Annotated in this window: 22 protein-coding genes and 2 pseudogenes; 20 read left to right on the forward strand and 4 right to left on the reverse strand. The window is 73.0% G+C overall.

The features are described from left to right. Positions 1 to 8: 8 nt before the first annotated feature. Complete coding sequence (locus ACQEVB_RS21605; RefSeq protein ID WP_432974192.1) at positions 9 to 635, reverse strand: TetR family transcriptional regulator; 627 nt, start codon at positions 633 to 635, stop codon at positions 9 to 11. 58 nt (positions 636 to 693) lie between these two features. Here ACQEVB_RS21605 and ACQEVB_RS21610 point away from each other — a divergent pair, with 58 nt between their 5' ends. The 15 genes and pseudogenes from ACQEVB_RS21610 to ACQEVB_RS21680 all read left to right on the forward strand — a co-directional run bounded on the left by ACQEVB_RS21610 (position 694) and on the right by ACQEVB_RS21680 (position 16649). Beyond that, entirely contained in the window at positions 694 to 2244 is a 1551-nt protein-coding gene (locus ACQEVB_RS21610; protein WP_432974194.1) for an anthranilate synthase component I, read from the forward strand. Beyond that, entirely contained in the window at positions 2241 to 3131 is an 891-nt protein-coding gene (locus tag ACQEVB_RS21615; protein WP_432974196.1) for a Trp biosynthesis-associated membrane protein, read from the forward strand. The genes ACQEVB_RS21610 and ACQEVB_RS21615 overlap by 4 nt, the downstream gene beginning before the upstream one ends. A gap of 89 nt (positions 3132 to 3220) precedes the next feature. After that, complete coding sequence (gene trpC, locus ACQEVB_RS21620; RefSeq protein ID WP_432974198.1) at positions 3221 to 4045, forward strand: indole-3-glycerol phosphate synthase TrpC; 825 nt, start codon at positions 3221 to 3223, stop codon at positions 4043 to 4045. Between the two features lie 50 nt (positions 4046 to 4095). Beyond that, positions 4096 to 5424: a tryptophan synthase subunit beta gene (gene trpB, locus ACQEVB_RS21625; RefSeq protein ID WP_432980486.1), complete on the forward strand. Its 1329-nt coding sequence runs from the start codon at positions 4096 to 4098 to the stop codon at positions 5422 to 5424. Continuing rightward, a complete protein-coding gene (trpA, locus tag ACQEVB_RS21630; RefSeq protein ID WP_432974200.1) occupies positions 5421 to 6200 on the forward strand; it encodes a tryptophan synthase subunit alpha in 780 nt (259 codons plus the stop codon). Before trpB ends, trpA begins: the two co-directional genes overlap by 4 nt. Before the next feature lie 118 nt (positions 6201 to 6318). Further along, positions 6319 to 7425, forward strand: a pseudogene (gene lgt, locus ACQEVB_RS21635) (prolipoprotein diacylglyceryl transferase); the annotation flags it as partial. A gap of 278 nt (positions 7426 to 7703) precedes the next feature. Then, complete coding sequence (locus tag ACQEVB_RS21640; RefSeq protein WP_432974202.1) at positions 7704 to 8342, forward strand: DUF2461 domain-containing protein; 639 nt, start codon at positions 7704 to 7706, stop codon at positions 8340 to 8342. 50 nt (positions 8343 to 8392) lie between these two features. Next, the gene (locus ACQEVB_RS21645; protein WP_432974204.1) at positions 8393 to 10114 is read left to right on the forward strand and encodes a sensor histidine kinase; all 1722 of its coding nucleotides are present in this window, start codon (positions 8393 to 8395) and stop codon (positions 10112 to 10114) included. Continuing rightward, the gene (locus ACQEVB_RS21650) at positions 10111 to 10764 is read left to right on the forward strand and encodes a response regulator transcription factor (RefSeq protein ID WP_432974206.1); all 654 of its coding nucleotides are present in this window, start codon (positions 10111 to 10113) and stop codon (positions 10762 to 10764) included. The genes ACQEVB_RS21645 and ACQEVB_RS21650 overlap by 4 nt, the downstream gene beginning before the upstream one ends. Before the next feature lie 164 nt (positions 10765 to 10928). Beyond that, positions 10929 to 12350, forward strand: a complete 1422-nt coding sequence (gene pyk / locus ACQEVB_RS21655) for a pyruvate kinase (protein ID WP_432974208.1) — start codon at positions 10929 to 10931, stop codon at positions 12348 to 12350. A gap of 160 nt (positions 12351 to 12510) precedes the next feature. Next, the gene (locus tag ACQEVB_RS21660) at positions 12511 to 13422 is read left to right on the forward strand and encodes an acyl-CoA thioesterase (protein ID WP_432974210.1); all 912 of its coding nucleotides are present in this window, start codon (positions 12511 to 12513) and stop codon (positions 13420 to 13422) included. 25 nt (positions 13423 to 13447) lie between these two features. Further along, positions 13448 to 14143, forward strand: coding sequence for a dienelactone hydrolase family protein (locus ACQEVB_RS21665; RefSeq protein WP_432974211.1), 696 nt, complete (start codon positions 13448 to 13450; stop codon positions 14141 to 14143). A gap of 160 nt (positions 14144 to 14303) precedes the next feature. After that, the gene (locus ACQEVB_RS21670; protein WP_432974213.1) at positions 14304 to 14828 is read left to right on the forward strand and encodes an OsmC family protein; all 525 of its coding nucleotides are present in this window, start codon (positions 14304 to 14306) and stop codon (positions 14826 to 14828) included. A 16-nt stretch (positions 14829 to 14844) separates the two neighbouring features. Beyond that, positions 14845 to 16167 carry an O-acetylhomoserine aminocarboxypropyltransferase/cysteine synthase family protein gene (locus tag ACQEVB_RS21675; RefSeq protein ID WP_432974215.1) on the forward strand — a complete coding sequence of 441 codons (1323 nt, stop codon included), beginning with the start codon at positions 14845 to 14847 and terminating at the stop codon, positions 16165 to 16167. Further along, positions 16167 to 16649 carry a CoA-binding protein gene (locus tag ACQEVB_RS21680; protein WP_432974217.1) on the forward strand — a complete coding sequence of 161 codons (483 nt, stop codon included), beginning with the start codon at positions 16167 to 16169 and terminating at the stop codon, positions 16647 to 16649. The genes ACQEVB_RS21675 and ACQEVB_RS21680 overlap by 1 nt, the downstream gene beginning before the upstream one ends. Here ACQEVB_RS21680 and ACQEVB_RS21685 read toward each other — a convergent pair. Continuing rightward, positions 16644 to 17105, reverse strand: coding sequence for a hypothetical protein (locus ACQEVB_RS21685; RefSeq protein ID WP_432974219.1), 462 nt, complete (start codon positions 17103 to 17105; stop codon positions 16644 to 16646). The two genes, ACQEVB_RS21680 and ACQEVB_RS21685, sit on opposite strands and share 6 nt — an antisense overlap. Before the next feature lie 221 nt (positions 17106 to 17326). Between ACQEVB_RS21685 and ACQEVB_RS21690 the strand changes: the two genes are divergently transcribed. Beyond that, positions 17327 to 18322, forward strand: coding sequence for a malate dehydrogenase (locus tag ACQEVB_RS21690; RefSeq protein WP_432974221.1), 996 nt, complete (start codon positions 17327 to 17329; stop codon positions 18320 to 18322). 77 nt (positions 18323 to 18399) lie between these two features. On the opposite strand, the pseudogene ACQEVB_RS21695 reads toward ACQEVB_RS21690, so the two are convergent. Beyond that, a pseudogene (locus ACQEVB_RS21695) lies at positions 18400 to 19056 on the reverse strand (AraC family transcriptional regulator); the annotation flags it as partial. Further along, a complete protein-coding gene (locus ACQEVB_RS21700; RefSeq protein WP_432974223.1) occupies positions 19047 to 19247 on the reverse strand; it encodes a cupin domain-containing protein in 201 nt (66 codons plus the stop codon). The gene ACQEVB_RS21700 and the pseudogene ACQEVB_RS21695, both read right to left, overlap by 10 nt. Positions 19248 to 19491: 244 nt before the next feature. Here ACQEVB_RS21700 and ACQEVB_RS21705 point away from each other — a divergent pair, with 244 nt between their 5' ends. The 4 genes from ACQEVB_RS21705 to ACQEVB_RS21720 all read left to right on the forward strand — a co-directional run bounded on the left by ACQEVB_RS21705 (position 19492) and on the right by ACQEVB_RS21720 (position 23630). Further along, positions 19492 to 19995 carry a DUF1772 domain-containing protein gene (locus ACQEVB_RS21705; RefSeq protein ID WP_432974225.1) on the forward strand — a complete coding sequence of 168 codons (504 nt, stop codon included), beginning with the start codon at positions 19492 to 19494 and terminating at the stop codon, positions 19993 to 19995. 23 nt (positions 19996 to 20018) lie between these two features. After that, a complete protein-coding gene (locus ACQEVB_RS21710) occupies positions 20019 to 20537 on the forward strand; it encodes an anthrone oxygenase family protein (protein ID WP_432974227.1) in 519 nt (172 codons plus the stop codon). 455 nt (positions 20538 to 20992) lie between these two features. Beyond that, positions 20993 to 22219: a DUF222 domain-containing protein gene (locus ACQEVB_RS21715; RefSeq protein ID WP_432974229.1), complete on the forward strand. Its 1227-nt coding sequence runs from the start codon at positions 20993 to 20995 to the stop codon at positions 22217 to 22219. Positions 22220 to 22814: 595 nt separating this feature from the next. After that, on the forward strand, positions 22815 to 23630 hold the full coding sequence (locus ACQEVB_RS21720; protein ID WP_432974231.1) for a mycofactocin-coupled SDR family oxidoreductase: 816 nt from the start codon (positions 22815 to 22817) through the stop codon (positions 23628 to 23630).

Raw genomic sequence — 23630 nt, forward strand, 5'->3', positions numbered from 1 at the left:
CGGGGACCTCAGCCGAGGTCGCCCGTCGCGTAGCGCTGGATGGTCGGGGCCAGCGCGCGGACGAGCGTCGCGTGGTCGGCCGATGCCATCGGCTCGAGCTTCACGACGTAGCGGGCCATGCCGAGCCCGATCAGCTGGGAGCCGATGAGGTTGGCGCGCATCGCAACCCGGTCCGGCGCGATCGCCTCGATGAGCCGCTTGATCAGCACGTTCATGATGAACTCGCGCAGCATCTTGGCCGCTTCCTGGTGGCTCGACACGCTCTGGACGAGCGCCGCGAGCTGACCGCCCCCGGTGGCGTCCCAGACGGTGAGGAACATCGTGATGATGCGCTCGCCGAGCCGCTCGGGGTCGCCGGGCAGCACCTGGTCGAGGATCAGCGTCGGGTCGAGGGGGAGCTGCATCGCCGCGATGAACAGCTGTTCCTTGCTGCCGAACCAGTGGTTCACCATGGCCGCGTCGACGCCGGCCCGCTCGGCGATGCCGCGCACGGTGGCGCCGTCGTAGCCGAGCTCGACGAACGCCTCCCGGGCGGCCGCGAGCAGCGCGCTGCGCGTGTCGCCGCCGCCCGGACGGCGTCCGCGTCGGCGCGGAGCTGCGGGTTCGGGTGAGGTGTCGGTCCGGCTGGGTGTCACCTCCCCATCCTGCCGCGCGATCGAACGGCCGACCACGACCCCTGCGAGAATGCGAGGCATGTCTGCTCCGGTCAGCTCACCCGTCGGCACCCCCGGAGCGCTCGGCACCGTCGCACCCAGTCGCGAGGAGTTCCGCGCGCTGGCCGCCGGTCACCGGGTGATCCCGGTGACGCGGCGCCTGCTCGCCGACGACGAGACCCCGCTCGGGGTCTACCGCAAGCTCGCCGGTGACCGCGCCGGCACGTTCCTGCTGGAGTCGGCGGAGAACGGCCGCTCGTGGTCGCGGTGGTCGTTCGTCGGCGCCCGGTCGGCGGCCGCGTTGACGGCCGTCGACGGCGAGGCCACCTGGACCGGCGAGGTGCCCGCCGGCCTGCCCGACGGCGGGGATCCGCTCGCGGTGCTGCGCACGACGCTCGACTGGCTGCAGAGCGAGCCGCTGCCGGGCCTGCCGCCGCTCACCGGCGGCATGGTCGGCTACCTCGGCTACGACGTGGTGCGCCGCCTGGAACGGCTGCCCGAGCACGCCGTCGACGACCTCGGCGTGCCGGAGCTGGTGATGCTCCTGGCCACCGACCTGGCGGCCGTCGACCACCACGAGGGCACGATCACGCTGATCGCCAACGCGATCAACTGGGACGACAGCGACGAGCGCGTCGACGAGGCCTACGACGACGCGGTGCGCCGGCTGGACCGGATGACCGCCGAGCTGGCGGCGCCCGCCGCGTCCACGGTGGCCACCTACCAGGTGGTGCAGCCGGAGTTCGTGCGCCGCCGCACCCCGGCCGAGCACCACGCGGCCGTCGAGGCGGCGAAGGAGCAGATCCGCGCCGGCGAGGCGTTCCAGATCGTGGTGTCGCAGCGGTTCGAGGCGCAGTGCCGGGCCGACTCGCTGGACGTCTACCGCGTCCTGCGCACCACCAACCCGAGCCCCTACATGTACCTGCTGCGGCTCGAGTCGGCGGCCGGCGAGCGGTTCGACATCGTCGGCTCCAGCCCGGAGGCCCTGGTCACCGTGCGGGACGGGGTGGCCACCACGCACCCGATCGCCGGCACCCGGTGGCGCGGCGCCGACGAGGAGGAGGACCAGCTCCTCGAGAAGGACCTGCGCACCGACGAGAAGGAGCGCGCCGAGCACGTCATGCTCGTCGACCTGGGGCGCAACGACCTGGGCCGGGTGTGCGCGCCCGGCACCGTGAAGGTGACGAGCTTCTTCGCGGTGGAGCGCTACAGCCACGTCATGCACCTGGTGTCGACGGTCACCGGACGGCTCGCCGAGGGTCGCACGGCGTTCGACGCGGTGGCCGCGTGCTTCCCGGCCGGCACCCTGTCCGGCGCGCCGAAGCCGAGGGCCATGGCGATCATCGACGAGCTGGAGCCGACCCGGCGCGGCCTCTACGGCGGCGTCGTCGGCTACCTCGACTTCGCCGGCGACGCCGACACCGCCATCGCGATCCGCACCGCGCTCGTGCGCGACGGCGTCGCGTACGTGCAGGCGGGGGGCGGGATCGTCGCCGACTCCGATCCCGAGGCCGAGGACCAGGAGTGCCTGAACAAGGCACGCGCGGTGCTGTCGGCCATCGCGACCGCCGGCACGATGACGGCGCCGTGACCGAGCCGGCACGGTCGGGCCGGACACTGGCCGCCGCGGCCGCCGGGCTGGTGATCGCCGCGCTGCTGGTGTGGGGCGCCGCAGCGTTGCCGTGGCCTGCGGGCGCACCGTCGTGGACGGGTGGGGTCGCGCTGCTGGCCCTCGCCGGTGTGGCCGGCGTCGTTGCCACGGCCGGGGTCGCGCGGCGCGCGGTCGGTGCCGTCCTCGCGGTGGCCGGCATCGCCGTGCTCGCCGGCAGCGTGTCCGGGATCGGCGCGGCCCCGCTGGGCACGGCCGCGCTGGTCGGCGGCGGGTTGCTGCTGATCGGCACCGGCGCGCTGGTCGCCTGGCGGGAGCCGCGGCTGGCCCGGTTCGGCGCCCGCTACGACCGATCGCCGGACGACCGCCCGGCCGCGGATCCCGACCGGGCCGCCTGGGACGCCCTCGACGCCGGCCAGGACCCCACGGCGACGACCGGTCCGCCGCTGCCCGTCGGCCCGTGCCGGACGTGCGGCGGCGACGTCCGGCCCGTCTTCGCGCTGTCGCAGCACCACAGCGGCGAGTACCGGATGGAGGACCGCGGTGACGACGTCGTCGTCGGGATCTGCACGTCGTGCGGGACGGGGGAGGCGCGCCACCGCGACGTTGACGGCTGGTCGGCGTACCCGCACGGCGACGAGGACCGCGAGATGCTGTTCGCCGCGACGCTGCCGCCGGCCGCGGCCGCCCGGCTCCGCGACGGGCTCGCCACCTGCCCCGACCCGTTGCGCACGGACTGCCCGTGCCCGGTGCACCACGACCTGCGGACGTTCGCCCGCGGCGTCCGCATCGACGTGCCCGATCCGCCGGAGCGGTGGCCGGAGCTCGACGTCGCGCTCGACGCAGAGGGCAGGCCGCAGTTCACGTGAACACCGGCCGACAACCTGGGGGCGGCCGTGAGATCGGACGTAGCTAGCATGTTCTGCATCCCACCGCAGTGCGAGAGGAGCACGACCGCATGAACCAGCGCGGCGGCAGCGTCCTCGACTCGATCGTGGAGGGCGTCCGGGCCGACCTCGCGGTGCGCGAGTCGGAGATCGACTTCACGGAGATCAAGCGCCGCGCGCAGGCCGCGCCGCCGCCGATCGACGCACTCGCCAAGTTCCACGAGCCCGGCATCGGGGTCATCGCGGAGGTCAAGCGGCGCAGCCCCTCCAAGGGCGACCTGGCGCCGATCGCCGACCCGGCCGAGCTGGCCGCCGCGTACGCGGAGGGTGGGGCGCGCGTCATCAGCGTGCTCACCGAGCAGCGCCGGTTCGGCGGCTCGCTCGCCGACCTCGCCGCCGTCCGCGAGCGGGTCGACGTCCCGATCCTGCGCAAGGACTTCGTCGTCTCGCCGTACCAGGTGCACGAGGCCCGGGCCTACGGCGCCGACGTCGTGCTGCTGATCGTGGCCGCGCTGGAGCAGAACGCGCTCGACGCGCTGCTCGACCGCGTCGAGTCGCTCGGCATGACCGCGCTGGTCGAGGTGCACACCGAGGACGAGGCCGACCGCGCGCTCGAAGCCGGGGCGAAGGTCATCGGGGTGAACGCGCGCAACCTGCACACCCTCGAGGTCGACCGCTCCATCTTCGGCCGGATCGCGCCCGGCCTGCCCACCGACGTCATCCGCGTCGCAGAGTCCGGTGTGCGCGGCCCGGGCGACCTGCTCACCTACGCGGGCTGGGGTGCCGACGCCGTGCTCGTCGGCGAGGGCCTCGTGACCAGCGGTGACCCGCTCGCCGCCGTGCGCGGGCTGGTCGCCGCGGGCTTCCACCCGTCGTGCTCCAGAATGGTGCGGTGACCAGCACCGCCCCCAGCAGCAAGGCCCCCGGGAGCAAGGCCTCGGACGGGATCGCCACCCCGTCCGGGCACGAGCCCGACGAGCGGGGCCATTTCGGCAAGTTCGGGGGCCGGTTCGTCCCTGAGGCGCTCATCGCGGCACTCGACGAGCTGACCACCGTCTACGACAAGATCCGCGGCGACCGCGAGTTCCTCGACGAGCTCGACCGGCTGCACCGCGACTACTCAGGGCGCCCGTCGCCGCTGACGGACGCCACGAAGCTGGGGGAGCACGCGGGCGGCGCGCGGATCCTGCTCAAGCGCGAGGACCTCAACCACACCGGCTCCCACAAGATCAACAACGTGCTGGGGCAGGCGCTGCTCACCAAGCGCATGGGCAAGACGCGGGTGATCGCCGAGACCGGCGCCGGGCAGCACGGCGTCGCCACCGCCACCGCGTGCGCGCTGCTCGACCTCGAGTGCGTGGTCTACATGGGTGAGGTCGACACCGAGCGGCAGGCGCTCAACGTGGCCCGCATGCGGCTGCTCGGCGCCACCGTCATCCCCGTCAAGACGGGCTCGCGCACCTTGAAGGACGCGATCAACGAGGCGCTGCGCGACTGGGTCACCAACGTCGACACCACCCACTACGTGCTGGGCACGGTCGCCGGCCCGCACCCTTTCCCGACGATGGTGCGCGACTTCCACCGCGTCATCGGGCTGGAGGCGCGCGAGCAGGTGCTCGACCGGGTCGGCCGGCTGCCCGACGCCGTCGCGGCCTGCGTCGGCGGCGGGTCCAACGCGATCGGGATCTTCCACGCGTTCCTCGACGACCCGGGAGTGCGGCTCGTCGGCTACGAGCCGGGCGGCGACGGCGTGGAGACGGGCCGGCACGGCGCGACCCTCACCGAGGGCTCGCCGGGCGCGCTGCACGGTGCGCTCTCGTACCTGCTTCAGGACGAGGACGGCCAGACGCAGGAGTCGTACTCGATCTCCGCCGGGCTGGACTACCCCGGCGTCGGCCCGGAGCACGCGCTGCTCAAGGACATCGGCCGCGCCACCTACGAACCGGTCACCGACGCCGAGGCGATGGACGCGTTCGCGCTGCTCTCGCGCACCGAGGGGATCATCCCGGCGATCGAGTCGGCGCACGCGGTCGCGGGCGCCCTGCGGCTGGGCCGCGAGCTCGGCCCCGACGCCGTGATCCTGGTGAACCTGTCGGGGCGCGGCGACAAGGACGTCGACACGGCCGCGAAGTGGTTCGGCATGATCGCCGAGGGGGAGAGCGCGGAGGACGCGTCGGGGACCGCCATCGCCGAAGGGTCGCTTGCGGGCCCGAGCATCAGCGCCGAAGGGTCGCTTGCGGGCCCGAGCATCAGCGCCGAAGGGGGACACCGGTGAGCGTCAGCGACGTCTTCGCCAAGGCGAAGGCCGACGACCGGGGCGCCCTGATCGGGTACCTGCCGGCCGGTTTCCCGACCGTCGACGCGTCGGTGGAGCTGCTCACCGCCCTGGTCGAGGGCGGCTGCGACATGCTCGAGGTCGGGGTGCCGTACTCCGACCCCGTCATCGACGGGCCGACGGTCGCGCGCGCCACCGAGACGGCGCTGCGCGGCGGCGTCCGGCTGCGGGACGTGTTCTCCGTGGTGGAGCGCGTGTCGGCGGCGGGCTGCCCGGCCGTCGTCATGACGTACTTCAACCCGGTGCTGCGCTACGGCGTCGACGCGTTCGCCCGCGACCTCGCCAACGCGGGCGGGCTCGGGATCATCACGCCCGACCTGATCCCCGAGGAGGCCGACGACTGGCTGGCCGCGTCGACGGCGCACGGGCTGGACCGGATCTTCCTGGTCGCGCCGTCGTCGTCGGAGGAGCGGATCGCCCGCACCGCGGCTGCGTCCAGCGGGTTCATCTACGCCGCGTCCACCATGGGCGTCACGGGAGCGCGCGACACCGTCGCCTCCGCCGCGCCGGACCTGGTGGCCCGCACCCGGGCACACACGGAGCTCCCGATCGGCGTCGGCCTCGGGGTCCGCTCGCGCGAGCAGGCCGCCGAGGTCGCCGGCTTCGCCGACGGCGTCATCGTCGGCTCGGCGTTCGTCACGGCGGCCGAGCAGGGCGGTCCGGACGGGGTGCGTCAGCTCGCGGGAGACCTGGCCTCGGGTGTCCGCTCTCGCTGAGGCCCCCGCCATCCCGTCGAGAACGAACTTGTGGTGATCAACAGGGCGATTCGATCACCACAACCTCGTTCTCGACGGGTGCCGCGGGGCCGCTGAGCGGGAGCGATAGCGTGGGGCGGTGAGCACTGCCGTCGCGACCACCGTCCTGGCGTACCTGCCGAGCCCCGACCGCGGGGTCTGGTACCTCGGGCCGATCCCGATCCGCGCCTACGCGCTGTGCATCATCGCCGGGATCGTGGTCGCGGTGCTATGGGGCGAGCGGCGGTTCGTCGCCCGCGGCGGCGCGCCCGGCGCGGTGGTCGACATCGCGGTCTTCGCGGTGCCGTTCGGCCTGGTCGGCGGCCGGCTCTACCACGTGGCCACCGACTGGCACACCTACTTCGGCCCCGGCGGCAACCCGATCGACGCGCTGAAGATCTGGCAGGGCGGCCTGGGCATCTGGGGCGCGATCGCGCTCGGTGGGGTGGGCGCGTGGATCGGGTGCCGCCGCCGCGGCATCCCGCTGCCCGCGTTCGCCGACGCCGTCGCGCCCGGCATCGTCGTCGCGCAGGCGATCGGCCGGCTCGGCAACTGGTTCAACCAGGAGCTCTACGGCGCGCCGACGACGGTCCCGTGGGCGCTGGAGATCTACCGGCGCGTCGACCCGGCCACCGGCGCACCGGACCCGCTCGGCGGCGTCGCCCTCGACCACACGCCGGTCGAGATCGTGCACCCCACGTTCCTGTACGAGCTGCTGTGGAACCTGCTGGTCGCCGCACTCGTCGTCTGGGCCGACCGCCGGTTCCGGCTCGGGCACGGCCGCGCGTTCGCCCTGTACGTGGCCGGGTACACGGCCGGCCGGTTCGTCATCGAGCAGATGCGCACCGACCCCGCCACCCGCGTGCTCGGCGACCTGCGCGTCAACGTCGTCGTGGCGGCCGTCGTGTTCGTCGGCGCCGTCTTCTACGTGCTGCTGGCGAAGAAGGGCCGCGAGGTGCTCGCCGTCGCCGAGACGGCGGTGCCCGAGCGCGAGCCCGTCGCCGTCGGGGTCGGAGCGGCCGCCGCCGGCGCGACCGCCGTACCAACAGCGGCCGACGAGCCGGCCGCCACGCCGACCTCGTCCGACGGGGACGCGGCCGGGTCCGCCGGTTCCGCGACCGATCCGGCTGCCGATGCGGCCGTCGAACAGCCCGACCACCCGTCGGCCACCGCGGTCGCGGCCGACGCCGCGGGGTCGGGTGCGGCCGCCACCGACCCGGCCGCCGACGCCGCGGTCGAGAACCCCGTCGAGAACCCCGCCGTCGAGAACCCCGCGACCGACCCGCCCGCCGAGCCGGCGCCCGACGGTGACGCAGTCGAGAAGCCCGCCGCCGAAAAGCCGGCCGCTGAGAAGCCGGCCGCTGAGAAGCCGGCCGCCGAGGAACCGCTGGCCGACGTCTCGGCCGGTGACCCGACCGCGGAACCCGCGCCGGAACCGTCCTCCCCGACCGAACCCGCACCCGGCGACGCGGCGGACCGCCCGTCGTGACCGGGTTCGCCGGGTTCGGCGAGGCCGCGATCGACTTCTACGACGGGCTGGTCGCCGACAACTCCAAGGCCTACTGGACCGACAACCGCGAGCTGTACGAGTCGGACGTCCGCGCGCCGATGCAGGCGCTGCTCGCCGCGGTGGAGGACGAGTTCGGGCCCGGGAAGATCTTCCGCCCTTACCGGGACGTGCGGTTCTCCGCCGACAAGACCCCGTACAAGACGCACTGCGGCGGCATCGCCGGCCCGTTCTACGTCGAGGTCGGCCCGGACGGGCTGATGGCGGCGGGCGGCTACTGGCGGATGGCCCCCGACCAGCTGACGGCCTTCCGCACGGCGGCGGCCGAGGACCGCCGCGGGGAGGACCTCGAACGGCGGCTCGCGGCGCTGCGCAAGGCCGGCATCGAGATCGGTGGCGAGCAGCTCAAGACCCGCCCGCGCGGGATCGGGCCCGATCACCCCCGGGTCGAGCTGCTGCGGCACAAGGGCCTGTACGGGTGGCGGCGCTGGTCCCCGGACGACGTGCTGCACGACGCAGGCGCGCTCGACCGCGTCGTCAGCACCTGGCGGGCGCTGCGGCCGCTCGTGGAGTGGCTGGGTGATCACGTCGGTCGCAGCGAGCTGCCCCGTCGCTGATCAGGGCGCGCGGATACGATCCGCCCGGGGTCGGCCGTCAGGGGGAACTGGTGGACGGAGCTGACGCCGGGGCGACCGTCGTGGTCGGGCCCCGAGCGCGCCCGGGCAGGTACGGACCTGCCCTGGTGGGCGGCGCCGGCGTGGGCGTCGCCGCCTCGGTGCTGGCGTGGTGGTTCCGCTGGGGCGGCGAACCGGTCGTCGGGTTGCTCAACCTGCTCGTCGTCACGTCGTTCGCGATGACCGCCGCCGTGCTGGCGGCGGACCCTGAGCAGCGCACCACCGCCCGGGAGATGGGCGGCGCGGCGTTCTGCTACATCCTGTCGTGGGGCTGGACCTGGCCGCCGTGGTGGCAGCAGAGCCCGCTGCCGATGCTGTCGTTCGTCGGTGGCTACGTGTGGTTCGTGCTGCTCGGGACGGCGCTGACCCGCTACCCGAACGAGCGCCTGCAGCGCGACGAGCGGCGGCTGCTGTGGTCGTTCGCGCTCTGGGTCGTGGGGCTGAAGCTGGTGCTGGCGGTCGTGTCGCGACCGGAGTGGGCCAGGTTCGACGCCGCCGCGTGGTGGCCCGCGCTCGCCCCGTCCCGCGGCTTCTACGACGGCCTGACCTCGGTGTTCCACGTCGGTCTCGTGTGCTTCGTGCTGGCGCTCCTGGCCGTGCTGGTGCGCAAGATCCGGCGGGGGATCTTCGTTGATCGGGTGGACGCGCTGCCCGCGGTGGTCGCCGCGGCCAGCATCGCACTCGCCGGTGTCGCCTACCTGGTCGCGAGGGTGCTCGACAGCGCACCCGCCGTGCAGGACCTGCTGCGCGTGGGCACCGCCATCACGGCCCTCGGCACGCCGCTGTCGTTCGTCGTCGTGATCCTGCACCGGCACCTCGTGACCGCCACCGCGGCCGCCGCGATGCCCCGCATCTACCGGGCCCGCACGCCGGTCGAGCTGCGCGCGGAGCTGCGCGGCACGCTCGGCGACCCCGAGCTGGAGCTGTGGCGGTGGGACCCGGAGACCGGCGGCCACCGCGACGTCGACGGCACGCCCGTCGAGCCCGACCGGGACGGCCGGTACCTGGTCACCGTGCGCTCGACCGACGGCGAACCCCTCGCCACGCTGGGCATGCGCCCGTCGCTGCGCCGGCACGGGCGGCTGGTCGACGTCGTGGTCTCGGCCGCCGGGATCGCCGTCGAGCGGGAGGCCGGCATCGCCGAGGCCCGGGCGGCGGCGCGCCGCGCCATGGCCCGCGACATGCACGACGGCGCTCAGCAGGCGCTGCTCAGCGCGATGCTGCGGCTGGCGATCGCGCGCAACCGGGCCGACGACGGGGTCGGCGCCGCGATCGACGAGGCGCGGACGGGGGTCGACGCCGCCCTCGCGCAGATCCGCGGGCTCGTGCAGGAGCCCGCGCCCGGGGAAGCGGACCTGGACCTCGCCGCCGCCGTCGGTGAGCTGGCGGCGCAGAGCGAGGTGCCCGTCGAGCTGGACGTGCGCGGGCCCGCGCTGCCGGACGCGCTGGCGCGGCAGGTCTGGTTCGTCGTGGCGGAGGCGCTCACGAACGTGCGGCGACACTCGGGGGCGGCCGGTGCGGCCGTCTCCGTCGTGCGGCTGGCGGACCAGGTGGTGGTGCGGATCGCCGACGACGGTCGCGGCGGCGCCGATCCGAGCGCCGGTCGCGGCCTGGCCGGGATCGTGGAGCGGGTCGAGGGATGGGGAGGCACCGTGGAGGTGGAGAGCCCGGTCGGGGGCGGCACGACGATCACGGCACGGTTCCCGTGCGGGTGACGATCGCGGACGACCATCCGCTGTTCCTGGACGGCCTGCGGGCCTGGCTGGGCGAGATCGGCGTCGAGGTGCTCGCGACGGCCCGCAACGCCGCCGAGCTGGTGGCCGCGGTGCGCGCCGACCCGCCGGACGTGGTCGTGACCGACGTGGCGATGGCGCCCTCGTTCACCGACGAGGGTCTGCTCGCCGTGGAGGAGCTGGCCGCCGACCACCCCGACGTCGGGATGCTGGTGCTGTCGGCGCACCGCGAGCCCGACTGGGTGCTGCGGCTCGTGTCGCTGCGCCCGCGCGGCGTCGGGTACCTGCTCAAGCACAACGTGACCCGGGCGAGCCTGCTGCAGGACTCCCTGAGCCGGCTGGTCGACGGCGGGGTCGTGATCGACCCCGAGATCGTCGCCGACGTGGTGGCGCCGCGGACGTCGCCGCTCGAGGCGCTCACCCCGCGCGAGCGGCTCGTCCTCGCCCACGCAGCGCAGGGCCGCTCGAACCGGGGGATCGCGGTCGAGCTGGGGATCACCGAGCGCACGGTGGAGAACCACATCAGCCGCATCTTCACCAAGCTGCGCCTCCCGGACGGCAACCAGCGCGTCCTCGCCATCCTGGAGTGGCAGCGGGCGCACGGGTGGGGGAACACGCAGCCGCAGGCGTGAGCGGCGCCTCGCCGAGCTGGATCGATTCCGACCGAAAGGTCAGTACGCGGCCTGATCACTCGGTCGAGTGAAGGTGCTGGTCAGGGCGATACTGGATGAACATCAGGCGAATCTCGGGGACCTGCCTTCCTGATCGTTCCAGAGAACGGGCTACACTCTCCCGTGTGAGCCGTCGCACAAAGATCGTCTGTACCATCGGGCCGGCAACTGCGTCCCCCGAGCGCATCCGCGAGCTCGTCCAGGCCGGGATGGACGTCGCCCGGCTCAACTTCAGCCACGGCAACCGCGAGGACCACAAGCGGGTCTACGAGCTGGTGCGCCAGGCCGCCGACGCCGAGGGGCGCGCGGTCGGTGTCCTCGCCGACCTGCAGGGCCCGAAGATCCGGCTCGGCCGCTTCGCCGGTGGCCCGGTCGAGTGGCAGACCGGCGAGGAGGTGCGCATCACCGTCGACGACGTGATCGGCACCCACGACCGCGTCTCCACCACGTACAAGGGCCTGGCCGACGACGCCCGCCCCGACGACCGCCTGCTCGTCGACGACGGCAAGGTGGCGCTGCGCGTCACCGCCGTCGAGGGGCTCGACGTGGTCTGCAGGGTCACCGAGGGCGGCCCCGTCAGCGACAACAAGGGCATCTCGCTGCCCGGCATGAACGTGTCCGTGCCGGCGCTGTCGGAGAAGGACATCGCCGACCTGGAGTTCGCGCTCGACCTGCAGGTCGACGTCATCGCGCTGTCGTTCGTGCGCAGCCCGGCCGACATCGACCTCGTCCACAAGATCATGGACAGCAAGAACGTCCGGCTGCCGGTGGTCGCGAAGCTGGAGAAGCCGGAGGCCGTCGACAACCTGGAGGCGATCGTCCTCGCCTTCGACGGCATCATGGTCGCCCGCGGCGACCTCGGCGTCGAGCTGCCACTGGAGCACGTGCCGCTCGTCCAGAAGCGGGCCATCCAGATCGCCCGCGAGAACGCCAAGCCGGTGATCGTGGCCACGCAGATGCTCGAGTCGATGATCACGAACTCGCGGCCCACCCGCGCCGAGGCGTCCGACGTCGCCAACGCGGTGCTCGACGGCGCCGACGCGGTCATGCTCTCCGGCGAGACCGGCGTCGGTCGCTACCCGATCAAGGCCGTGCGCACGATGGCGCAGATCGTGGAGGCCGTGGAGGGCGGGCCGGTCACCGTGCCGGCGCTCAACCACGTGCCGCGCACCAAGCGCGGCGTGCTGTCCTACGCGGCCCGCGACATCGGGGAGCGGCTGTCGGCTCGCGCGATCGTCGCGTTCACGCAGAGCGGCGACACGGTCCGCCGGCTGGCCCGCCTGCACACGCGGCTGCCGCTGCTGGCGTTCACCCCGATGCCCGAGGTGCGCAGCCAGCTGGCGATGACGTGGGGTGTGGAGACCTTCCTCGTCCCGTACGTGGACTCCACCGACGCGATGGTCGACCAGGTCGACCACGCCATGCTCGCCATCGACCGGTTCCAGCCCGGCGACCTCGTCGTCATCGTCGCCGGCAGCCCGCCCGGCACGGCCGGCTCGACCAACCTCATCCGCGTCCACCGGCTGGGCGAGGACGACCACGGCTGACCCGCCCGTTATCCGCCGCCCGGCCGGCCGCACCCGTGCGGAGCCGGCGGCCGCGCGGCGCTGCACGTCACACACCGCGCGGCCCCCTCACACAGGTTCGGCGGTGTGTGAGGTGGCCACGCGATGTGTGACGTCCGCGGGGCCTGACAGACTGACCACCGTGACCGATCCCGACCCCGAGCCCGCCGGCCAGCTCGCCGTGGACGGCGTGCCGCGCGGGCAGTACGCGCTGGACCGGCTGGTGAAGCTGCTGGACCTCGAGCAGCTCGAGGTGAACCTGTTCCGCGGGCACAGTCCGGCGCACAGCCCGGTGCGGGTGTTCGGCGGGCAGGTTGCGGGGCAGGCGCTGGTCGCGGCGGGACGCACGGTGCCGGCCGACCGCGGGGTGCACTCGCTGCACGCCTACTTCATCCGGCCCGGCGATCCCAGCGTGCCGATCATCTACGAGACCGAGCGGGTGCGCGACGGTCGTTCGTTCACGACGCGCCGCGTGCTGGCCATCCAGCACGGGGAGGCGATCTTCTCACTGTCGGCGTCGTTCCAGCTCCCGCAGGACGGGCTGGAGCACACGGAGCCGCCGCCGGACCGGCCGGTGCCCGAGCCCGAGTCGCTGCCCGACCTCGGCGAGCGGGTCCGCGCGGGTGGCGAGGCCGGGTGGATGGCGCGCTTCGAGCGCCCGCTGGACGTCCGCTTCGTGGACGAGCCGATGTTCTCCCCGGACCGACGCCCGCCGTCGGACGAGCCGATGCGGGTCTGGATGCGCGCCGACGGGCGGCTGCCCGACGACCCGCTGCTGCACGTCTGCCTGCTCACCTACGCCAGCGACATGACGTTGCTGGGCTCGGTGCTGGCCCGCCACGAGGCACCGTCGGGGCGGGTGCAGATGGCGAGCCTCGATCACGCGATGTGGTTCCATCGCCCGTTCCGCGCCGACGAGTGGTTCCTCTACACCTGCTACTCGCCGACGGCGTCGGGCTCGCGCGGGCTGGCGACGGGCCGTTTCCGCACGTCGGACGGCACGTTGATCGCCACGACCGTCCAGGAAGGACTCGTCAGGCTGCCGCCCCGGTGAGCCGCTGATCGAGTACGGTCGCGGCGTGCAGACCGACGTGCGCTTCCCCGCGGGCAACACGACGCTGCCCGCGACGCTGACCGTGCCGGACGGCGACGGGCCGTTCCCCGCACTCGTGATGATCTACGAGGCGTTCGGCATGACGGCGGAGATGAAGCGGGTCGCCCGCGACCTCGCGGACGACGGGTACGCCACGGTCATCCCGGACCTGTTCGCCCGCGGGCCGGTCCGCCCGCTGTGCATCGCGAACGTGATGCGGACCGTCCTGACCGGCCGTGGCCAGGCCCTCGACGACCTGGAGGCGGCCCGCCGCTGGCTCGCCGAACGCCCGGAGGTCGACGCCGACCGGATCGGGACCATCGGGTTCTGCATGGGCGGCAGCTTCGCCCTCCTGCTGGCCCGCACCGGCCTGTACAAGGTGAGCGCGCCGTTCTACAACACCGCCGTCGACCTGCCGCGGTCCTGCCCGGTCGTGGCCAGCTACGGCGGACGCGACCTGATGACCCGCGGCGTGCCGGAGAAGCTCGAGGCCCAGCTCGACGCCCTCGGCGTGCCGCACGACGTCAAGGTCTACCCGGACGTCGGGCACTCGTTCTACACCGTGACACCCGGCCTGATGGGCGAGATCGCGAAGCGATCGCCGATCCACGGCGAGTACCACGAGCCGAGCGCGGAGGACGCGCACCGGCGGATCGTCACTTTCTTCCGCGAACACTTGTAGATCAGGCCGTCGCAGGTTACGACTGTGGGGTGCCGGTCCCGCCCCTGCTCCTCGTGCGCCGCCGGCACGTCGACTTCGCGCTGGTCACCAGCTGCGCGTGTCCGGGTTCCCGCTGATCCAGCACCCCGACACCCGCACCTCCTGACCGTGGAGTCCCGTCATGTCCTCAGCTGCACCCACCCGTGACGACGCCCTGCGCGCGATCGTCTCCGCCACCACCGACGCCGTCTCGACCGATCCCGACAAGGCCCAGGTCGTGTTCCGCGCCTCCGGCACCGGCGGCGCCGGCGTCCGCACCCACCTGCGCATCGGCGAGCACACCCTCCTCATCGACGAGCCGCCCGCGCTGGGCGGCGACAACGAGGCCCCGAACCCGGTCGAGACCGCACTGGCCGGGCTGCTGTCCTGCCAGGTCGTCACCTACCGGTTCTGGGCGGCCCACCTGGGCATCCCGCTGGACGACATCGCCATCGAGGTTGAGGGCGATCTCGACGTGCGCGGCTTCTTCGGCGTCGACTCGGCGGTCCGCCCGGGCTTCGGCGAGGTGCGGGTCGTCGTCACCCTCGACGGCCCGGCGGAGCCGGAGCGCTACCGGGAGCTCGCCGCCACCGTCGACGAGCACTGCCCGGTGCTGGACCTGTTCCGCAACGCGACGCCGGTGACCACCAGCGTCCGCACCGCCTGACGGGCAGGATGGAGTCATGACCGATCGCCCGGGCGCCGGAGACCGCCCAGAGGACCGCCGTTGGGGTTTCCGTACGCGCGCCGTCCACGCGGGTGCGGTGCCCGATGCCGCCACCGGTGCCCGGGCGACGCCCATCTACCAGTCCACCAGCTTCGTCTTCACCGACACCACTGACGCGGCCACGCTGTTCGCGCTGCAGAAGTACGGCCTGATCTACAGCCGCATCGGCAACCCGACGGTGTCGGTGTTCGAGGAGCGCATCGCGAGCCTCGAGGGCGGCCTCGGCGCCGTCGCGACGGCGAGCGGGCAGGCCGCGGAGTTCCTGACCTTCGCCGCACTGGCGGGAGCCGGTGACCACATCGTCGCTGCTGCCGGCCTGTACGGCGGCACGATCACGCAGCTCGACGTCACGTTGCGCCGGTTCGGCGTCGACACGGTGTTCGTGTCGGGTGGCCGGGCGGAGGACTTCGCCGCGGCGATCACCCCGCGCACGAAGCTGCTGTTCGCCGAGGTGGTGTCCAACCCGTCGGGCGACGTCGCCGACATCGCCGCACTGGCCGACGTGGCGCACGCCGCCGGGCTGCCGCTGGTGGTCGACGCGACCATGGCGACCCCGTACCTGTGCCGGCCGATCGAGTTCGGCGCCGACATCGTCATCCACTCGGCCACGAAGTTCCTCGGCGGGCACGGCACCACCATCGGCGGGGTCGTCGTCGAGTCGGGCCGGTTCGACTGGGGCAACGGCAAGTTCCCGCTGATGACCGAGCCCGTCCCGTCCTACGGCGGGCTGACGTGGTGGGGCAACTTCAAGGAGTTCGGGTTCCTCACCAAGCTGCGCGCCGAGCAGCTGCGCGACATCGGCGCCACGCTCTCGGCGCAGTCGGCGTTCCTGCTGCTGCAGGGCGTGGAGACGCTGCCGCAGCGGATGGAGGCGCATGTCGCCAACGCGCGCATCGTGGCGGAGTGGCTGGCCGCCGACCCGCGCGTCTCGTACGTGCGGTGGGCCGGCCTGCCCGACCACCCGCACCACGATCGGGCCGCGCGGTACCTGCCGAAGGGCCCGGGCGCCGTGTTCTCGTTCGGCGTCGCCGGTGGGCGGGAGGCGGGGCAGCGTTTCATCGAGTCGGTGCAGCTCGCGAGCCACCTCGCCAACATCGGCGACGCGCGCACGCTCGTCATCCATCCGGGCTCGACGACCCACCAGCAGCTCACCGACGACCAGCTGCGCGACGCGGGCGTGCCGCCGGACCTGGTGCGGATCAGCGTCGGCATCGAGGATCCCGAGGACATCCTGTGGGATCTCGACCAGGCGCTGGCCGCCGCGGTCAAGGAGGCGTGATGACCTGGGAGAACCCGTCGGCGGTACGCCGCCAGCAGATCCTGCGCGCCACCCGCACCGTCGCGGTCGTGGGGGCGTCGCCGAACCCGGCACGGGCCAGCAACTTCGTGGCCACCTACCTGCTCGCGAGCACGTCGTTCGACGTGTACTTCGTCAACCCGAACGCGACCGAGATCCTGGGGCGGCCGGTGTACAAGACGCTTGCCGACCTGCCCGTCGTGCCGGATCTGGTGGACGTGTTCCGCCGCCTGCAGGACCTCCCCAGCGTGCTGGACGAGGTGCTCGCGCTCGACGGCGTGCGCACGTTCTGGCTGCAGTTCGGCCTGTTCGACGAGGAGATCGCGCGGCGGGCGGAGGCGGCCGGGCTCGAGGTCGTGATGGACCGCTGCCTCAAGGTGGAGCACGCCCGCTTCCACGGCGGCCTGCACCTGGCCGGCTTCGACACCGGGGTGATCAGCTCCCGGCGGCGCAGCAGCTCATAACCCCAGTGGAAGCACCAGGAGCCGGACGGCCCAGTACAGCGGCGCCACGAGGATCACGAGCTGCCAGAACGGCGGGCTGCGCCGGCGGAGCACCAGCCACAGCGCCACGCTGCTCACCACGGTCGCGGCCAGTGATCGGAGGAGCGAGCCGAACCCTCCGACCAGCACGAGCGTGAACAGCAGGTCGACGACCAGCCACACCGCCGCGGCGGCGAGCGCGCGGGGGAGCGGCGTGTGCCCGGACGGCGGCATCGGGCCGGTCGCGGGCGGCTCGATCCGGGCCGGGTAGGGCGGGGCGCCGGGCAGCGGCGCGTGCGGCGCCATGCCCTCGGGCACCTGCGCGTAGCCGGGGCGCGCGGGCGGGACGTCGGGCTCCGGGACGTCGGCCGGGTGGTAGCCCGCAGCGCCCGCCCACGAGGGCCGCTCGTCCGGCTCCCGGTCGTCGGACGGCGTCATGGCTGCACGGTACTGACGGGCGTGGCGCGGTGGCGTCGATCAAGGGCAAAAGATCGTTCTGGATCGATCTCGGAACGACCTTCTGCCCTTGATCACCGCCACGCGGCCGCAACCCCGGAGGAGGACGGTCCGTGACCGCTTCCGCCGGTGTGACGAACCCGGACCGGGGAACGTGCTCCCCGTCGCAGCGACTCGGCGCGACGAGGATTAACCTGCGCCTCGTGTCTACGTCGACAGCCACCCCCGTCACCGTCACCGTCACCGGAGCCGCTGGCCAGATCGGCTACGCGCTGCTGTTCCGGATCGCGTCCGGTCAGCTGCTCGGGGCCGACGTCCCGGTCAAGCTGAACCTGCTGGAGATCCCGCAGGCGGTGAAGGCGGCCGAGGGCACGGCGATGGAGCTCGACGACTGCGCGTTCCCGCTGCTGGCCGGCATCGACATCTTCGACGACGCCACGGCGGCGTTCGACGGCGTGAACGTGGCGCTGCTCGTCGGCGCCCGCCCGCGCACGAAGGGCATGGAGCGCGGCGACCTGCTGGAGGCCAACGGCGGGATCTTCGCCCCGCAGGGCCGGGCGATCAACGCCGGCGCGGCCGACGACGTGCGCGTGCTGGTGGTCGGCAACCCGGCCAACACGAACGCCCTGATCGCGCAGGCCGCGGCACCCGACGTGCCCGCCGAGCGGTTCACGGCGATGACCCGGCTCGACCACAACCGCGCGCTCGCGCAGGTGTCGAAGAAGCTCGGCGTCGGCCTCGACGAGATCAAGAAGCTCACGATCTGGGGCAACCACTCGGCCACCCAGTACCCCGACCTCTACCACGCCGAGGTCGGCGGCAAGGTCGCCGCGGAGCAGGTCGAGGAGTCCTGGCTGAAGGACGTGTTCATCCCGACGGTCGCCAAGCGCGGCGCGGCCATCATCGAGGCCCGCGGCGCCTCGTCGGCGGCGTCGGCCGCGAACGCGGCGATCGACCACGTGTACGACTGGGTCAACGGCACCCCGGAGGGCGACTGGACCTCGGTCGCGCTGCCCTCCGACGGCTCCTACGGCGTGCCCGAGGGCATCATCTCCTCCTTCCCCGTCACGTCGAAGGACGGGAAGTGGGAGATCGTGCAGGGCCTGGAGATCGACGACTTCTCCCGCTCCAAGATCGACGCCAGCGTCGCTGAGCTGCAGGAGGAGCGCGAGGCCGTGAAGGGTCTCGGCCTGCTCTGACCTCCACATCCGCAGCCCCGGCCACCTGGTGGTCGGGGCTGCGTGCTGTCAGCGGCGGTGGCCAGGCGGCGGTGCTCGGCCGGGCTGCGACCGTGCGCGCGCTTGAACGCGGTCCTGAGCGCGAACGGGCTGCCGTAGCCGACGCGCCGGGCGACGGCGGCGAGGGTGTCGTCCGTGTCGCGCAGCAGGTCGGCGGCAAGGGCGAGCCGCCAGCCGGCCAGGAAACCCATGGGCGGTTCGCCGACCAGCTCGGTGAACCGCCGCGCGAACGTGGCGCGCGAGAGCCCCGCAGCGGAGGCGAGCACCGCCACCGTCCACGGGTGGGCCGGGCCGTCCACCATGCGCTGCAGCGCGAGCCCGACGGCGGGATCCGCGGCGGCGCCGTACCAGCGCGGCACCGTCGCCTCGGGACGGGCGAACCACTCCCGCAGCGCCGCCACCAGCAACAGGTCCAGCAGCCGATCCAGCATCACGGCCTGCCCGGGCCCCTCGCGACCCACCTCGTCGGCGAGCATCCGGAACAGGTCGGACCGGGCGCCGAACCCGGGCAGCACGGCCAGCGCGGGCAGCGCACCGGTGAGCCGCCGGCCGACCGCGTTGTCGGCCTGGTAGGTGCCGACGAGCAGTCGGGTGGCGCCGCCGGCGGTGTTGCCCCAGGTCCGCACACCCGAGTGGCCGTGTGACCGCGTCCCCCAGCCACCCGCCACCGGCTGCAGCGGCTCGTTCAGCCGCACCCCCCGTCCGGCGTGCGGCAGGTCGGCCCCGGGTCGATGACCACCTGCGGCGGCGTGTCCGGCCCGTCGGCGACGACGTACGGTGTGCGACCGAGCGTGACCAGCGCATCGCCGGCCCGCATCCGCGTCGGCGCACCGTCACCGGCGATGCCGACCCAGGCCTCGCCGCGAGCGACCGCGATCAGTGCCACGGGCGCGCGGGCCGTCGAGCAGGCTGGCCATGGCGTCCACGAGCCCGAGCCCAGGCTGGACGGGAGCGTATGCGGGCGAGCGCCTCAGGGATGTCTGACCAGACCCTGCGGCAGCTTCACTGATCACGTGACCACCACCGCCGTCCGGCTGGGCTCCCGGACCGGTGCACCACCCTTCGACCGGGGCCGGCGAGGGCACGGGTGTGGGACCCCTGACCAGCACGAGAACCACGGAGCACGTGTCATGACCATCCTGCGCACCCTCGTCCTGCTCGCCGCCACCCTGTCGGTCGGCGTGGGCGCCGGTGCCTACGCCCTGTACGCCCACACCGTCATGCCCGGGTTGGGGACGACCGACGACCGCACCTTCATCGGCGCCTTCCAGGCCATGGACCGCGCCATCCTCAACCCGTGGTTCCTCGGGGGCAGCTTCGTCGGCTCCCTCGTGCTCGGCGCGCTGGCCGCCCTGCTCTGCCTCGGCCGCCCCGAACTGCCGTGGATCGCCGCCGCCGTCGCCCTGCACGTGGTGCTCATGGGCGTGACGATGGCCGTGAACGTCCCGCTGAACGATGCCCTCAAGGCGGCCGGACCGCCCGACGCGCTGGCCGACCCGGCAGCCGTGCGCGCCGCCTTCGACGCCGCCCGCTGGGAGGCGTGGAACAAGCTGCGCGTCGCCCTCTCGGTGGCGTCGTTCGCCCTCCTGGCCTGGTCGCTGGTGCTGCACGGCCGCACCGACGCCGTCGCATGACCCGACACGAAAGAGCAGGTCCCGTGAGCAGATCCACGAACCGCTGGAGCGGCCCCACACTCGTCGGCGCCACCCTCACCACCGGCCTCGCGGCCGGCGCGTTCGACGTCTTCTCCCACACGATCATGCCCGGACTGCGGAAGACCGACGACCGCACCTTCGTCGCCGCCTTCCAGAACATCGACCGGGCCATCACCAACCCGCGGTTCCTCGGCGTCACCTTCCTCGGGCCGGTGATCGCCACCGCGGCCGCCGCCATCGCCAACCGGCGGGAGAAGCAGCGCGTCCAGATCGCGGCCGCACTGGCCCTCTACCTCGCCGCCGTCGCGATCACCGCGCGCGTCAACCTCCCGCTCAACAACGCCATCACCGGGGCCGGCGACCCGGACCGCATCGACCTCGCCACGGTCCGCCGGCAGTTCGACGAGCAGCGGTGGGCGAGGTGGAACGGAGCCCGCGTCGTCACCTCGTCCGGGGCGTTCGCGTTGCTGGCGTGGGCGTTGGCGGGGCACGGGACCGATCAGCTCTGTGCTGCCCCGTGACGCGTGTCGAGACAGTCCAGTCATGCTTGGGTTTCGGTTCCTGCCTCCGGGGCTCCGCCCTCAGGCCGCCGGTTGTTGCGGTTCCTGCTTCCGGGGCTCCGCCCCGGGCCCCGGCCCTTCCTCCGGTGGAGCTTTTCCGTGCCGGCTCCACCGTCGGTCGGTCGCCCTTCGGGATGCCACATCGCCGGCCGAGCCGCAAACGATGGAACGTGTTTGCGGCTCGGCCGGCGCTGCGGCTTTGCTGTGCACGCCCGACCGACGGTGGAGCCTCTTACCCGCGCCTATTCGTGATCGACACGGGCGAGATGAACCTGAGCGGGGATTTCCGCCCGCCCAGAACCCCGCTGATGTTCATCTCACCCGTGTCGATCTTCCTCGCTCGACCCGGCGCCGAATGGTGTCTGACCTGCGATAATCGGCACCCGTTCGAACCTGTGTTCGGGTAAAATCAGGGTATGACCGAGAACCCGCTCGCACAGGCCGCGAGCCTGATCGAGCAGGCGTTCACGGCCCTTTCCGACAGCGCCGATCCCCTCGCCGCGCTCCTCGTTCTCGAGGGTGTGGCGCGGCAGGTCGATCGCGCGAAGGTCGCCGCGATCGCTGCTGTGGAGCGCGATGGCGTGTTGGCGGAGAAGGGCTATCGGAACACTGTTGCGGGGTTGAAGGATCTGCTCGGCTGGGATCACGACACCGCCCGCCGGCATGTCACCGTCGCCGAGCACGTCGGGCCGCGCACCGCGTTGGATGGTGCCCCGTTGGAGCCGGTGCTCCCGGCGACCGCGGCCGCCTTCGAGGCCGGCGCGGTCACCATGCGGCACGTCGAGATCATCGCCTCACTGATGAACTCCCGGCCCGCCGCCCGGATCAGCCTGGCCGATCGGATCGCGATCGAGGCCAGCCTCGGCGAGGCCGCGCGCACCTTCACCCCGCGGGAAGTCCGTGTCATGGGGCTGGAACTGTTGGCCGCCGCCGACCTGGACGGGCCGGAGCCGGATGAGCGGCCCGGTCGTAACGAACTGCAGATGGGCGCCAACGCTGATGGCAGCGGGTGGCTGCGGGGCCAGTTCGAGGACCCGCTGGCGTTCGCCGCGATCCGTACCGCGATCGAGGCCCGCACCCGACCGACCCCGGAGAACCGGGGCACCACCGCGGCGGAGCGCAACGCGGCCGCGCTGGCGGAGATCTGCGGGTTCGCCCTCGACTTCGACGACACCGGCGAGGTGGCCGGGGAACGACCGCGGCTGGTGGTCACCATCAGCCTGACCGACCTGGAGAACCGGGCCCGCTCCGCCATGCTCGACACCGGCGGTCAGCTCACCCCGGGCCAACTGCGCCGCCTGGCCTGCGACGCCCAGCTCATCCCGGTACTGCTGGACGAGCGCAGCGAACCGGTCGACATCGGCCGAGCCAGCCGCACCATCAGCCCCCGCCTGCGCCGCGCGGTCGCCGCCCGCGACCACGGCTGCGCCCACCCCGGCTGCGACCGACCACCGAGCTGGTGCGAAGTCCACCACGTGATCGAGTGGCAACACGGCGGCCCGACCGACCTACGCAACCTGGTCATGTTGTGTTGCCAACATCATGATCAAATCCATTCCACCGAGTGGCGCATCGACATGTCGTCCGGCAGGCCGGAGTTCATCCCGCCACCCTGGATGACCGACCTCTGGACCGCGCCATGACCAGGGCAGCACTGTGCCCAGCACAGGTTCTGAGGCTCCACCGTCGATCGGGCGTGCGCAGCAACGCCGCGCCGGTGGTCGGGGTGCAAACACGCGGTTCGTTTGCGGCCCGGCCGCCGGTGTGGCATCCCGTCAGGGCGACCGATCGACGGTGGAGCCGACCCGCTCGTTCCCGCTCCACCGGAGGAGGGCCGGGGTTCGGGGCGGAGCCCCGAGACGCTCCTCAAACCTCGGCCAGGTGGACGCCCTCCACCAGCTTGCCGCCGGGCGGGTTCAACCACGCCAGGGCGGATCACGGTGTCACCCGGCTCGATCTACTAATTCTTCCGCAACAAGGAGGCGCTCGCCGCCGCATCGCCGACGAGCTGCGCGCCGCCTGCCTGCCGGCAGCGGGGATCGACGACCTCGCCACCCGTGTCCGCGGGCACGGGTGGCCAGCTGCAGGCGGGTCCCACGCCCGAGCGGACGTTCCGCCTGCGCGCCGGGATCTCGTTGAGCTGAGGTCAGCCGACCATAAATCTCAGTCAGATGCTTGAATTACGGAAAGGTGATCTCGTCTGACACGTCTGACACCCTGACTCGAACGGAGCCCCCGATGACCGGACAGCTGGCGGGCAAGGTGGCCCTCATCACCGGAGCCGCGCGCGGCCAAGGACGGGCGCACGCCGTGCGCCTCGCGCAGGAGGGCGCCGACGTCATCGCCGTCGACATCGCGGGGCCGCTGCCCAGCGTCGCGTACGACTCCGCCACGCCGGAGGACCTCGCCGAGACGGTGGCGATGGTGGAGAAGGAGGGGCGTCGCGTCGTCGCCGCGACGGTGGACACGCGGGACCTCGCGGGCCTGCGGTCCGCGGTCGACGGGGCCGTGGAGCGACTGGGGCGCCTGGACGTGGTCGTCGCCAACGCCGCGATCTGCGTCCCGTCCGCCTGGGACGAGATCACCCCGACGATGTTCGACGACACGCTGTCGATCAACGTCACCGGCACGTGGAACACCGTCATGGTCGGTGCGCCGCATCTGGTGCGCGCGGGCGGCGGCTCGATCATCCTGGTCAGCTCCGCGGCCGGGCTGAAGGTGCAGCCGTTCATGGTCCCGTACACGACGAGCAAGTTCGCCGTCCGCGGTATGGCGAAGGCGTTCGCCGTCGAGCTCGCCAAGCACCACATCCGCGTCAACAGCCTGCACCCCACGGGTGTGGCCACCCCGATGGGATCCGGCGACATGCAGGCCGTCCTGGGCAAGGCGATCGCGACCGACCCGCGCCTGGCCCCGATGTTCACCAACCTGCTGCCCGTCGACATCACCCAACCCGAGGACGTCGCGGAGACCGTCCTGTTCCTCGCGTCCGACGCGTCCCGGTACATCACCGCGCACGAGATCGCTCCCGACGCCGGGGTCACCGAGTTCTGA

It is taken from the genome of Pseudonocardia sp. CA-107938 (assembly GCF_050936315.1).
In the GTDB taxonomy this organism is placed as follows: domain Bacteria; phylum Actinomycetota; class Actinomycetes; order Mycobacteriales; family Pseudonocardiaceae; genus Pseudonocardia.

Excerpts from the sequence above, each read along its gene's own strand:
- ACQEVB_RS21610 (WP_432974194.1), top strand. The coding sequence starts at position 694 with ATGTCTGCTCCGGTCAGCTCACCCGTCGGCACCCCCGGAGCGCTCGGC.
- trpC (WP_432974198.1), top strand. The coding sequence starts at position 3,221 with ATGAACCAGCGCGGCGGCAGCGTCCTCGACTCGATCGTGGAGGGCGTC.
- ACQEVB_RS21670 (WP_432974213.1), top strand. The coding sequence starts at position 14,304 with ATGTCCTCAGCTGCACCCACCCGTGACGACGCCCTGCGCGCGATCGTC.
- ACQEVB_RS21675 (WP_432974215.1), top strand. The coding sequence starts at position 14,845 with ATGACCGATCGCCCGGGCGCCGGAGACCGCCCAGAGGACCGCCGTTGG.
- ACQEVB_RS21680 (WP_432974217.1), top strand. The coding sequence starts at position 16,167 with ATGACCTGGGAGAACCCGTCGGCGGTACGCCGCCAGCAGATCCTGCGC.
- ACQEVB_RS21685 (WP_432974219.1), bottom strand. The coding sequence starts at position 17,105 with ATGACGCCGTCCGACGACCGGGAGCCGGACGAGCGGCCCTCGTGGGCG.
- ACQEVB_RS21705 (WP_432974225.1), top strand. The coding sequence starts at position 19,492 with ATGACCATCCTGCGCACCCTCGTCCTGCTCGCCGCCACCCTGTCGGTC.
- ACQEVB_RS21715 (WP_432974229.1), top strand. The coding sequence starts at position 20,993 with ATGACCGAGAACCCGCTCGCACAGGCCGCGAGCCTGATCGAGCAGGCG.
- ACQEVB_RS21720 (WP_432974231.1), top strand. The coding sequence starts at position 22,815 with ATGACCGGACAGCTGGCGGGCAAGGTGGCCCTCATCACCGGAGCCGCG.